Origin of the sequence: Mesorhizobium sp. Pch-S (genome assembly GCF_004136315.1) — a bacterium.
In the GTDB taxonomy this organism is placed as follows: domain Bacteria; phylum Pseudomonadota; class Alphaproteobacteria; order Rhizobiales; family Rhizobiaceae; genus Mesorhizobium.
Map to the genome: position 1 here is coordinate 218,857 of NZ_CP029562.1, position 12,367 is coordinate 231,223.

General features: G+C 60.2%; 8 protein-coding genes and 1 pseudogene. 3 read left to right on the plus strand and 6 right to left on the minus strand.

Annotated elements, in window-relative coordinates; translation table 11 throughout:
- Position 1: 1 nt before the first annotated feature.
- The 3 genes from C1M53_RS01020 to C1M53_RS01030 form a co-directional block, all read right to left on the minus strand.
- Positions 2 to 1,135 (minus strand): ABC transporter permease subunit, encoded by a 1,134-nt coding sequence (locus C1M53_RS01020; protein WP_129410533.1) that lies wholly within the window; start codon positions 1,133 to 1,135, stop codon positions 2 to 4.
- Entirely contained in the window at positions 1,128 to 2,051 is a 924-nt protein-coding gene (locus C1M53_RS01025; RefSeq protein WP_129410534.1) for an ABC transporter permease subunit, read from the minus strand. The genes C1M53_RS01020 and C1M53_RS01025 overlap by 8 nt, the downstream gene beginning before the upstream one ends.
- 64 nt (positions 2,052 to 2,115) lie before the next feature.
- Positions 2,116 to 3,711 (minus strand): peptide ABC transporter substrate-binding protein, encoded by a 1,596-nt coding sequence (locus tag C1M53_RS01030; protein ID WP_129410535.1) that lies wholly within the window; start codon positions 3,709 to 3,711, stop codon positions 2,116 to 2,118.
- Positions 3,712 to 4,091: 380 nt separating this feature from the next.
- Between C1M53_RS01030 and C1M53_RS01035 the strand changes: the two genes are divergently transcribed.
- Both C1M53_RS01035 and C1M53_RS01040 read left to right on the plus strand, forming a co-directional pair.
- Entirely contained in the window at positions 4,092 to 4,553 is a 462-nt protein-coding gene (locus C1M53_RS01035; protein ID WP_129410536.1) for a TadE/TadG family type IV pilus assembly protein, read from the plus strand.
- A 369-nt stretch (positions 4,554 to 4,922) separates the two neighbouring features.
- The gene (locus C1M53_RS01040) at positions 4,923 to 6,347 is read left to right on the plus strand and encodes a hypothetical protein (protein WP_245488663.1); all 1,425 of its coding nucleotides are present in this window, start codon (positions 4,923 to 4,925) and stop codon (positions 6,345 to 6,347) included.
- A gap of 55 nt (positions 6,348 to 6,402) precedes the next feature.
- Here C1M53_RS01040 and C1M53_RS01045 read toward each other — a convergent pair whose 3' ends face one another.
- Both C1M53_RS01045 and glgX read right to left on the minus strand, forming a co-directional pair.
- On the minus strand, positions 6,403 to 8,034 hold the full coding sequence (locus C1M53_RS01045; RefSeq protein WP_129410537.1) for an alpha-glucosidase family protein: 1,632 nt from the start codon (positions 8,032 to 8,034) through the stop codon (positions 6,403 to 6,405).
- Positions 8,031 to 10,031, minus strand: coding sequence for a glycogen debranching protein GlgX (gene glgX, locus C1M53_RS01050; RefSeq protein WP_129410538.1), 2,001 nt, complete (start codon positions 10,029 to 10,031; stop codon positions 8,031 to 8,033). Before glgX ends, C1M53_RS01045 begins: the two co-directional genes overlap by 4 nt.
- A gap of 160 nt (positions 10,032 to 10,191) precedes the next feature.
- Here glgX and C1M53_RS01055 point away from each other — a divergent pair.
- Positions 10,192 to 10,631: pseudogene (locus C1M53_RS01055) on the plus strand (SRPBCC family protein).
- Between the two features lie 105 nt (positions 10,632 to 10,736).
- Here C1M53_RS01055 and C1M53_RS01060 read toward each other — a convergent pair.
- Positions 10,737 to 12,365 (minus strand): alpha-D-glucose phosphate-specific phosphoglucomutase, encoded by a 1,629-nt coding sequence (locus C1M53_RS01060; protein WP_129410539.1) that lies wholly within the window; start codon positions 12,363 to 12,365, stop codon positions 10,737 to 10,739.
- Positions 12,366 to 12,367: the final 2 nt, after the last annotated feature.

Here is a 12,367-nt window from a genome sequence, read left to right on the forward strand (position 1 = left end):
CTCAACGGTCCTTCGGATCGAGCGCATCGCGCAGGCCATCGCCGACGAAGTTCAGCGCAAACAGCGTCGAGACAAGGAAGAAAGCTGGAAACAGCAGCAACCAGTTGGCGGTACCGATGTTCTTGGCCCCGGCGGAGATGAGGACGCCCCAGCTGGTCATCGGCTCCTGTACGCCAAGCCCCAGGAACGACAGGAAGCTTTCCAGGATGATGACCTGCGGAACCAGCAACGTCATGTAGATGACGACCGGTCCGAGCAGGTTGGGAATGACGTGGCGCAGCAGAATGCCACGCTGGCCAACCCCAAGCGCCTCTGCCGCCTGCACATACTCCTGCCGTCGGATGGACAATGCCTGGCCGCGCACGATGCGAGCCATGTCCAGCCAGAGCACCGCGCCGACCGCCAGGAACATCAACACGAAGTTTCGGCCGAAGAACACCACCAGCATGATGACGAAGAAGATGAAGGGCAGTGAATAGAGCACGTCGACGATGCGCATCATGACTTCATCGACCTTGCCGCCGGCAAAACCCGCCGTGGCACCGTAGAGCACGCCAATGACGACGGCGACGACGCCGGCAAGCAGGCCGATGGCCAGCGAGATGCGGCCAGCCACGAGGGTGCGGGATAAAAGGTCACGGCCGATATTGTCGGTGCCGAAGAAGAAATAGGCCTGCCGCACCGTCGTGCCGATAACGAGTTCGTTGCCTTCCGGCGATTTGCTCAGCACCTGGGCGCCATCGAAGGTATCCGAGCGATCGAGGTAGCGAAGATAGCGTTCATCGATCGGCTTGGACGAACTCAGCGTGATGGTCAGATTGCCGCCATCCTGTTTCACGTCCTTGACGTCGACACGCATGCGCCGGACCACGTCGTCCAGCGCCGTCTTGATCATCTCTTCCTTCGGATAGGCGGAAAAGCTCGGCGGCGTGCGCACATAATCGGAATAGATCGTCGTGTACTGGTGCGGCACGAACCAGGGACCGATGATGCACACCAGCCCCATCAGGATGAGATAGCAGAGGCTGATCATGGCCGCCCGATTGGCTTTCAATCGTGCCCAGGCATCGCCCCAGAGCGATCGGCCCACAACGGTCGAGGGGGGAGGAGCGGAGGTGGCTGCGATCTCAGTCATAGCGCACCCTCGGATCAACCACGGCGTAGAGGATATCCACGATCAGGTTGAAGATGATCGTGAAGATGGCGATCACCACCACCGTGCCCATCACCAGCGTGTAGTCACGGTTGAGCGCCGCATCGACAAAGTAACGACCGACCCCGGGAATCGAGAAGATGGTCTCGACCACGATGGAACCGGTGAGCAACGCCGCGGCCGCGGGACCGGCATAGGAGACGATCGGCAGCACTGCGCCTCGCAGAGCGTGCTTGACCACAACCGACCAGTCCGAAAGCCCCAGTGCCCGCGCCGTCCGGATGTGATGCGACCGCAGGGATTCGATCATCGAGCCGCGCATCAGGCGCGCCACGATGGCGATCTGCGGCAAGGCCAGCGTGATCACCGGGCCGATCTTGTTGATCAGGGCGCCATCGCCCCAGCCGCCGATCGGCAGCAGTTTCCAGCTCAGTCCGAAGACAAGCTGGATCAAGGGCGCAATGACGAAGGTGGGGATCGTGGAACCGGCGGTTGCGACCGCGATCACGGCATAGTCTGCTGTCTTGTTCTGATTGAGCGCTGCAACGACACCAAGGATGGAGCCGAGGATCAGCGCCAGGATCAAGGCAGACGTGCCAAGCTGAACCGAGATCGGCAAGCCCTTCCAGAACAGTTCGCCGACGGTGAAATCAGGCAGATTGTAGCTCGGCCCAAAACTACCGTGCAGCAAGTTGTTGAGATAATTCAGATATTGTTTCCAGAGCGGTTCATTGAGACCGAACTGGGCCTCAAGATTGGCCTTGATGACGGGACTTAGTCCACGCTCCTGGTTGAAGGGGCCGCCAGGGGCGACCCGGATCAGGAAGAACGCCAGCGTAACGATCACGAATAGCGTCGGGATAGCGGTCAGAAGCCGCCGGAACACGTAAATCAACATTGTCGCCAGACCTCACCAGCGCAGGGAGCCGCCGTCTCCGGGAGGAGACGGCGGTCCATACGGATTATTGGTCTTTGCTGATGAAGCGCGAAGGATGCACGTCCATCACGTTGTCTTCGAAGCCGTGCAACTTCGGAGAAACGATGTTGTGGAAGCTATAGTAGAGCAGCGGGATCTGACCGACTTCGTCGATCATGACGCGTTCAGCTTCACTCAGCAGCTTCATGCGCTCTTCCGGATTGCCGCCAGCGGCAGCAGCCTTGTTCATGGCTTCTTCGAATTTCGGGCTGTTGTAGCTCGAATAGTTGTTGCCACTGTCCTTACGGGTGATGCCGAGGAAGGTTTCCGGATCCTGATAGTCGGCGATCCAGGCAGCGCGGGCAACGTCGTAATTGCCCTTCTGTTCAAGGAAGCCGTAGTGGGTCTTGGTATCGGTGTTGAGCAGAGTGACCTCGACGCCCAGCGGTTTCAGCTGTTCCTGGATGGCGACGGCAGTGTTCTTGTGGTTCTCGGAAGTGTTGTAGCGGATTTCCATCTTCAACGGGTTGCTCGGACCATAGCCGAGCTTTTCCAGAACCTTCTTGGCCTCGTCCTCGCGGTCGATCTGCGACTTGTCCGCGAACTTGGCCATGGCCGGTGTGTAGCCCTTGATACCGGGAGGTACCATCGAGTAGCCCGGGAACATCGAATTGTTCCAGACCTTCTCGGCCAGGAAGTCGCGGTCGATCGCTTCGGAGATGGCGTTGCGCAGTTCGACGTTGTCCCACGGCTTCTTGTCGGTCTTGATCGCGTAATAGTAGGTACCGAGGTAAGGCGCGACACGGATCTGGTCACCGAACTTCGCCTTGAGGTCAGGCAACTGCTCGGTCGGCAGATCGTCGTAGCTGTCCATTTCGCCGGCCTCGAAGCGCTTCATTGCCGAGGAGCGATCTTCGGTTGGAATGAAGTTGACCACGTCGATCTTGACGTTGGCGGCATCATGGAATTTCGGGTTCTTGACCATCTTGATGTGGTCGTTCGGTACCCACTCAGCCAGTGTATAGGCGCCGTTGGAGACCAGCTTGCCCGGCTTCACCCATTCCGCGCCCAGCTTCTCGATCGAAGCCTTGTTGACCGGATAGGCCGCCTGGTGGGTCAGCATTTCGAGGAAATAAGGCGTCGGTGCGTTCAGCTTGACTTCGAGGGTCAATGGGTCGACCGCCTTGATCCCCATCTCCTCAGGCTTGGCCTTGCCCTTGTTGACGTCCTCGGCCTTGACCACGGGATACAACATCGAGGCGTATTCAGCGCCGGTCGCGGGATCTTCCAGGCGACGGAAGGCATAGACGAAATCATCTGCCGTCACCGGGCTGCCGTCCGACCAGACCGCATCCTTGCGTAGCTTGAAAGTGTAGGTCTTGCCGTCGTCGGAGATCGTCCAGCTCTCGGCCGCACCGGGGATGAGATCGGCCTTGGCGTCCTGCATGACCAGGCCTTCGAACAGGTCGCGCAGCACATGGGCCTCATAGACCGTCGACGTCTTGTGCGGATCGACGGTTTCCGGCTCGGCCGCGCTGCCGCGATTATAGACCACTTCGGCGAACGCCGCCGCGTGGAAGGCGCCGCTTGCCAAAGCAAGTGTAGAGGCGAACACGGTCGCCTTCAGCATGGTTTTCAGCATTGAATCAATACTCCCTTTCTCATGCGAGCCAACTCTATCGGGGCTCGCGGGACGTTGACGCCCGCAGACCGTTCACCGGCCTCTCCTGGGGCGAGCCGCGGTTCCCTCTCCGCAGCAGATGCGCAGACACTAACGCCGCGAATTTTTATTTCAACACACCTTCAACCTTCCCTAGCGTCATCTTTCATCGATAGTTGTGCAGATGTTTCGAAAGATTAATAAAATCAAATACGTAACCCATAACTAACCATCATTTGGCTTAACTCACGAAAAACCCAACTCGTTTGACAGCCGCCCAAAATATTAATGCGACATTAAGCAACCCCCGGTTACTTTCGAATGTACTTTTGTAGGCTTTTCTTTTTTAGGCGGGAGAAATCATGCATAGTATACGAGGAGTCTCAACTTTCACTCTCCGCTCGAGAATTTCGAGATGGAAAGAAAACGACGATGGAACTTCGGCGATTGAGTTTGCTTTGCTTGCGCCGCTGTTCATTCTCTTTTTGCTCGGAATGGTTGCATATGGTATCTATTTTGGTGCCAGCCATTCCGTTCAACAGATCGCGGCGGATGCGGCCCGTACCGCGGTCGGTGGGCTGAACCAGACCGAGCGTCAATCGCTCGTCACCACCTTCCTGGCCAACAACGCGGCAGGCTATCCGTTTGTCGATGCCACCAAGCTAACCGTGGTGGCCAGGGACAGCACGGCTGACGGCAGCCAGTTTGTGGTTTCCGTCACCTATGATGCGCGCAACCTGCCGATCTGGAACCTCCTGTCCGGACTGCCGCTGCCGGGCACGAACATCGCGCGCCAGTCCACCATCCGCGTCGGGGGCATCTGATGAGCGCTCCATCCAGCTTGCGCAGTCTGATCGAACGCTTCCTGCCTGATCGGAACGCCAACTTCGCCATCATGGCGGCCCTGTCCATGCCCGTCGTCATTGCAGTGATGGCCGTCGCCATCGATGAGGGCTCTCTCTATACCGAGCGGCGCGCATCACAATCCGTCACAGACCTTGCAGCCATCGCGGCTGGCTCCAATCTCACCAATGCCAACCAGGCGGTGCTGAACGCGTTGAGCGACAATGGCCTGACCGGCGCAACGGTGGTCCAGCCGGGCACAGGTACACCCACCCCTGCAAACCCGCTGGTGAGTGTCGTGCGAGGCCGGTACACGCCGACTTCGGCTGTCGGACAGCGTCCAGGCCAATGTGCAACCCTACAACGCTGTCTCGGTGTCGGTGCGCAAGGTTGGCACGATGTATTTTGGCGGTGCCTTCATGAGCCCGCCAATCATCAGCAACAACGCCATCGCTTCGGTCACGCCACAGGCTGCCTTCTCCGTCGGATCGCGATTGGCTTCGGTCGACACCAGCAAGAGCCCCCTGCTCAATGCAGTGCTCGGCGGCCTTCTCGGCACCAATGTCGCGCTCAACGTGATGGACTACAACTCGCTGCTCAGCGCCGACGTGAACGTTCTGTCGTTTTTGGATCAGCTTGCCATCAAGCTCAATCTTAACGCCGTCAGCTACTCAGACGTATTGGGCTCCGAGGCCACCATCGGACAGATCCTCAGTGCGCTGGCCAGCGTGCCCGGGCTGGATTCACGCAGCCAGCTTGCGCTGCAAACCCTGGCGGCGGGCGCAACCAATCTGATCAAGATACCACTCAATGCCCTTGTCGACCTTGGCAATGTCGGACGCCTCGGTCTCGGCCAGCGACCAGCCGGCCTGACCGTCGATGCCGGCCTGTTCAACATGGTGTCGGCAGCGGCCGGCCTTGCCAACGGGAACAAGCAGATCGATCTCGGTGCCGCCGTGAACATTCCGGGCGTGCTGAAGATCAGCATCCTGCTCGCCGTTGGCGAACCACCTCAATCTTCGCCATGGTTCAGAGTGGGACAGAAAGGCGACGTGGTGCGCACCGCCCAGACACGGTTGAAACTGGTCGTCGAGGTTCTTCCGGCCTCCAGCCAACTGACAGCAGGCGTTGACATCAAGAAGGATGCACAGGGCAAACCAGGGGTAGTTACCCTACCCGTCAATGTCGAGCTGGCTTATGCCGAAGCTACACTCAGCGACATCAGCTGCTCGACCGGGCAGCCCGCGAGCCGTGTCGTCACAATCGCCGCGCGTCCAGGAATCGGTGACGTGAAGATCGCGCAGACCACAGGAACGGGTTTCGCCGACTTTACGCAACCGCAGAACTTCACGCCTGCCCCGATCCTCAATGTAGCGATCAACTTGTTGCTGCTGCAGCTCAATCTGGTGACGGTGAACGCCTATGCCGATATCGACATCGGCAATACGAACACCACGAACCTGACATTCAACAACTCGGACATAACCGCCAAGACGGCCAAAACCGTAAAAACGACGAACTATACCAACTCGGCAACGACTTCACTGCTCAGCAATCTGCAATTGAGTGCAACCGTTCTGGGAATAAAACTCGACCTCATCACGGATCTTCTCCTGAACACCATTCGCCCGGCACTGATCCCACTCCTGCAGACGATCACCACGCCGCTGGACAACGTGCTGGCGTGGCTGCTCTCGTCTCTCGGCATCGGTCTGGGCGAGGCCGACGTGCGCGTGACTGGAGCCACCTGCGGACAATCCGTCCTCGTGCAATAAACGCCGTTGGCGATATCTGGAACAGAAAGGCGGAAGGCTTGCCTTCCGCCTTTCTTCAATCAACCAGCCTGGCCAGAAACGCCCCGAGCGGCGGCAGTGAAACATTTGTTTCAAAGCCGACAGCTTCGACGCCGACGGAATCAAGCACTTCCGCGATTTCGAACCCGCCAGGCAACGGCCAGACGGCGTCCCCACCGGTGAAGTTGAAAACACACAGCAGTGCCTCGCCTTCCGCTTCCCGCACGAAAGCAAGTACATCGCCCTCCGCATCGAGGAAACGGATCGAGCCCCTCGCGAGCGATGGATGCCGCCGGCGCAACGCCAGCACCGCGCGATAGACGGCAAGTACGCTTTCATTGCTATCGTTTTGAACATCAACAGCGCGAATGCGATGCTCATCCGGTATGGGAAGCCACGGCTTCGCAACTGAAAAACCTGCGTTCACGGCACCGGCTTCCCAGGGCATCGGCGTCCGGCAGCCATCCCGCCCCTTGAACCCAGGCCAGAAACGGATGCCATAGGGATCGCGCAGATCTTCGAAGGCCAGCTCGGCCTCGGGCAGTCCAAGCTCTTCGCCCTGGTAGAGGCAGATCGAACCGCGGAGGCAGGCGATCAATCGAATGGCGAATTTCGCCACGGCGTCGGCATCTCCGCCCGGTGGCGTCCAGCGGCTGACATGGCGAATGACGTCGTGGTTGGAAAAAGCCCAGCAGGCCCAGCCATCCGGTGCAACGGCCCCAAACGCCTCGACGCAGCCCCGCACATGCGCAGCCGAAAAGGCCTGCCCCAGCAGATCGAAGGTGTAGCACATATTGAGGCGATCGTCGCCCGAGGTATAGGCCGCCATGGTCTGCAACGACCGGCCTTCATCACCCACTTCGCCGACCACGGCGCGGTCGCCGTACTCGTCGATCAGGCCACGGAACCGCTTGAGGAATTCAAGGTTTTCCGGGCGCGTCTTGTCGAACAGATGCTCCTGGAAAAGATAGGGATTGGTTTCAGTCAACGTCCCGGCGAGGCTTGCGGTCAGCGGTGGATTCGAGCGCAGCCAACGGTCGTGCACGTAGTAGTTCACCGTATCGAGACGAAAGCCGTCAACGCCACGCTCCAACCAGAATCGAACGCTGTCCAGAAGCGCATCCTGCACCGCCGGATTGTGGAAATTGAGATCCGGCTGGGCGGCAAGGAAATTGTGCATGTAGTACTGCCGACGTGTCGAATCCCATTCCCAGGCGGGCCCTCCGAATACCGACAACCAGTTGTTCGGAGGTGAGCCATCCGGCTTTGCCTCAGCCCAGACGTACCAATCCGCCTTTTCATTGTCGCGACTGGCACGGCTTTCCTGGAACCAGTCATGCCGGTCTGATGTATGCGACAGCACCTGGTCGATGATGACCCTCAGTCCCAGCCGGTGCGCCTCGGCCAGCAGCGCATCGAAATCCTCGAGCGAACCGAAGATCGGGTCGACAGCCCGGTAGTCAGAGACGTCATAGCCCATGTCGGCCATGGGTGATTTGAAGAAAGGCGAGAGCCAGACGGCGTCGACGCCGAGCGAGGCGACATGGGCAAGCCGTGCGGCGGCACCCTTGAGGTCGCCGCTGCCATCGCCGGTCGTATCCTGGAAGGACCGTGGGTAGATTTGATAGATGACGCAGCCGCGCCACCATTCATTTCCGGGATTGGTCATCTCGGTTCTCCACCATCCTCGCTCAGCACGCGCTCGATCATCAAGCAGACAGCCCTGCCCTCGATCAGGCGCCAGGCTTCGGCAGGCGCCGTGGGGTCAAGCGCATCGAACCAGCGATAGCCGTCGCGCAGGGGCAAAACGAAAGTCGAGGATCGCCGATCACCATTGACCAGTACTGCCAGCCTGCACCCGTCGACGCCCGCGCTGCCCAGCACCATCGTCAGGCGGTGCCGGCTCGGGTCGTTCCAGGCCGCTTCATCCATCGGCAGACCGGTCTCCGTCATCCAGACGACATCCGGCAACCCGTCGCCACTACGCGGCTGACCGGTCAAAAAGACGGTGTCGCGCAGCGCAGGCAGATCACGACGCAAAGCCGATAGGGCAGCGACATAGGCTTCCAAGGTCTGGTCGCGCCTGCGCCAATCCAGCCAGGTGAGGTCGTTGTCCTGCGCATAGGCGTTGTTGTTGCCGCCCTGGCTCCTGCCGAATTCGTCGCCTGCCGTCAGCATGATGGTGCCTCGAGAGGCGAACAACGTCGCCAGCAGCGCTCTCTGATCACCGGCGCGGCGAGCAGCAATACGCGGTTCTGCGCTCTCGCCCTCGACGCCGAAGTTCCAGGACAGGTTCTCGTCATGGCCGTCACGATTTGCCTCGCCATTGGCCTGGTTGTGCTTTTTCTCGTAGCGCACGAGGTCGGCGAGCGTCATGCCGTCGTGGGCAGCGATGAAATTCACGCTGCGGGTTTGTGCTTCACCCGCGAAAACATCCGAAGACCCAGCCAGCCGCGTCGCCAGCCGTCCAACCAGACCGGCATCGCCGCGCCAGAACCGGCGGACATCGTCACGATACTTGTCGTTCCATTCGAGAAACGGGGAGCCAAACCGGCCGAGTTGGTAGCCACCCGGCCCGATGTCCCACGGCTCGGCAATCAGGATACGGTCCGAAAGAACCGGATCCGCACGCATGGCCGCAAGCAGTTGTGCGTTCGGCGCGAAGCCGTTGTCGTCGCGCCCCAGCACCGGAGCAAGGTCGAAACGGAAACCGTCGACACCGGCATGGCGCACAAAGTGGCGCAAGCTCGCCAGCACAAGATCGCGCACTTCCGGGTGGTCACAGGCAAGCGTGTTGCCGGTACCGGTGTCGTTGATCAACCGGCCGTCCGGACCATGGCGATAGTAGGCGAGACTGTCCAGGCCGCGCAGCGACAACGTTGGGCCATGATCGTCGCTCTCGCCTGTATGATTGAAGACCAGATCGAGGATGACGCCGATCCCCGCCTTGCGCAGGGTATCCGTCGCGGCGCGCAGGTCGGCAATCCCTGCCGGCGCCAGATGCGGATCCAGCGCCATGAATGTGACCGGGTTGTAGCCCCAGGCATTGGTCAGGCCAAGCGGCGGCAAATGGCGTTCATCGATCTTTGCGGTGACCGGCATCAGTTCGACAGCAGAAACGCCGATCTTCTTCAGATGATCGATAACGGCCGGATTTGTCAGGGCGCGCAGCGTGCCACGATCGTTGTCCGGGATGTCCGGATGGCGCATGGAAAAAGCCCGGACAGGCAGTTCGTAGATCAGCCCACCCGGTTGGAACAGCGGCGGCACTGATGGTGCGCCGGACAAGGCCGTAACGACCGCCTTCGGGACCAATGACGCGGTGTCGCCGCCCTCTCCGCGACGCGCACCGAGCTTCGCATCGTAGACGTAGGGGCGGTCGATGGCGACGGCATAAGGATCGACCAGCAATTTGTCAGGATCAAACCAGAAGCCTCGCGCAGGGTCATAGTCGCCATCGGCGCGATAGCCATAGCGGGAGCCCGCGCTGACGCCCTTCACATAGATCTGGAAAATCCCGTCCTCGCCACGCACCATCGGCAGGCGCTCGACCTCTTGGTCGGCGGCGTCGAACAGGCAGAGCTCGATCTTTCCGGCACGACTGGACCAGACCGCAAATTCGGTGCCTGATTTGTCGGGTCGTGCTCCGAGTGTGGCGGGGGCCATGCGCTCCTGCAGTGAATTCGGTGTTGTTTGCGACTCGCCAGCAGGCAACAATAGCAAGCTTGCCGCAACGCGAAACCACGCGTTTCATCGCTCTGTTTCAGAAAGTCGATACTGGCTGTTTCATCCGAATTTCCCGCCGGCAACTGATGAGGAGTAAGTCGTGCCCTACACCATCCGCTTGCATCGTGTCCTGAAAGCCCCACCCGAAAAAGTCTATCGCGCCTTCCTCGATGCCGATGCCCTGTCGCGTTGGCTGCCGCCCTACGGTTTCCTGTGCAACGTCGAGCATGTCGACGCCAAGGTTGGCGGCACCTTCCGCATGGCGTTCAGGAACTACACGACCGGCCATGCACATTCCTTCGGTGGCGAATTTCTGGAACTCGAGCCCAACCGCAAGCTCGTCTACACCGATCGCTTCGACGATCCAACCTGCCAGGAGAGATCAAGGTGACGGTTGAACTCACCGAAGTCTTCTGCGGGACCGACCTCAGGATCGAACAGGCCGGCATACCCGACCTGATCCCGGAAGCCGGCTGCTATCTCGGCTGGCAGGAGTCGCTGCTGCAACTCGCCAACGTGGTCGAACCCAACATTCCCTAGAGCGAGTAAAGCGCATAGCGGTTCTGTGTCTGGAGCCGCGCAAAAACAACGACAGGGCGTTTCTGCGAAAAACCGAAACGCCCTGTTCCTGCCAGCCGAAGCGGTTCAGGTGATCACGCTGGGCTTGTCGCGGCCGGTATGGCGCTTGATACCGGCGATGTCATCGGCGGCGGCGATGAGGTCGGCCAGCGCCTCCTGCGTGTCGAGGCCGTGCTTGGACTGATCCGGCTCATAGCGCTCGATATAGACACGCAGCGTCGCGCCGGACGTGCCCGTACCGGAGAGCCGCAGCACCACGCGCGAGCCACCCTCGAACAGGATGCGGATGCCCTGCTTCTGGCTGACGGAACCGTCAACCGGATCGTGATAGGAAAAATCGTCGGCCGCTGCGATCTTCAAGCCACGCACAGCGGTTCTGGGAAGCGAGGGCAGCTTCGCGCGCAACTCATCGACAAGCGTATTGGCACGCGCACTGTCTACCTCTTCGTAGTCGTGACGCGAATAGTAGTTGCGACCATATTCGGCCCAGTGTTTGGTGACGATTTCCTTGGCGCTTTCTCCGCGTGCGGCCAGGATCGACAACCACAACAGCACAGCCCAGAGACCGTCCTTCTCACGCACGTGATTGGAACCGGTGCCGGCACTTTCCTCGCCGCAGATCGTGGCCATACCGGCGTCGAGCAGGTTGCCGAAGAACTTCCAACCGGTCGGCGTCTCGTAGATGCCGACACCGAGCTTCTCCGCCACGCGATCGGCCGCGCCGCTTGTTGGCATGGACCGGGCTATGCCCTTGAGACCGTCCTTGTATCCCGGCGCCAGATGCGCGTTGGCGGCCAGCATGGCAACGGAATCCGACGGCGTAACGAAGATACCTTTGCCAATGATCAGGTTGCGATCGCCATCGCCATCGGAAGCAGCGCCGAAGTCCGGCGCGTCCGGCCCCATCATCTCGTCGTAGAGATGCTTGGCATGGACAAGGTTCGGATCGGGATGGTGGCCGCCGAAATCCGGCAGCGGCTTGAAGTTGCGGCAGGTACCGGCGGCCGCGCCGAGTTGGTTTTCCAGGATTTCCTTGGCGTATGGACCAGTGACAGCGTGCATGGCGTCGAAGCGCATGCGAAAGCCGGATTTGAACAGCCTGCGCAGCGCATCGAAGTCGAACAGCTCAGCCATCAGTTCGGCATAATCGGTAACGGAATCGATCACCTCCACCGTCATGTCGCCTGCCTTCACCGTGCCGATCGCGTCGAGATCGACCGACGCGATATCGGCGATCCTGTATTCGGTTATGACCTTGGTGCGCTCATAGATGGCGTCGGTCAGCTTCTCGGGCGCAGGGCCACCGTTCTCGGCATTGTATTTGATACCGAAGTCTTCGTGCGGCCCACCGGGATTGTGCGACGCCGACAGGATGATGCCGCCAAAGGCCTTGTATTTGCGGATGACATGGGAAGCGGCCGGCGTCGACAGGATACCGCCCTGCCCGACCATGACCTTGCCGAAGCCGTTGGCCGCAGCAATAGCGATCACCTTCTGCGCCACTTCGCGGTTGTAGAACCGGCCGTCACCGCCCAGCACCAGCGTCTTGCCCTGAAACCCCTGCAGTGAATCGAAGATCGACTGCACGAAATTCTCGACATAGTTCTCCTGCTGGAACACCGGCACCTTTTTGCGCAGCCCGGACGTGCCGGGTTTCTGGTCGTCAAAGGGCTTGGTGGCAACGGTACGGATCATCG

Coding starts and splice junctions, on each gene's coding strand:
- C1M53_RS01045 (WP_129410537.1), bottom strand. CDS start 8,034: ATGACCAATCCCGGAAATGAATGGTGGCGCGGCTGCGTCATCTATCAA.
- C1M53_RS01030 (WP_129410535.1), bottom strand. CDS start 3,711: ATGCTGAAAACCATGCTGAAGGCGACCGTGTTCGCCTCTACACTTGCT.
- C1M53_RS01035 (WP_129410536.1), top strand. CDS start 4,092: ATGCATAGTATACGAGGAGTCTCAACTTTCACTCTCCGCTCGAGAATT.
- C1M53_RS01020 (WP_129410533.1), bottom strand. CDS start 1,135: ATGACTGAGATCGCAGCCACCTCCGCTCCTCCCCCCTCGACCGTTGTG.
- glgX (WP_129410538.1), bottom strand. CDS start 10,031: ATGGCCCCCGCCACACTCGGAGCACGACCCGACAAATCAGGCACCGAA.
- C1M53_RS01060 (WP_129410539.1), bottom strand. CDS start 12,365: ATGATCCGTACCGTTGCCACCAAGCCCTTTGACGACCAGAAACCCGGC.
- C1M53_RS01025 (WP_129410534.1), bottom strand. CDS start 2,051: ATGTTGATTTACGTGTTCCGGCGGCTTCTGACCGCTATCCCGACGCTA.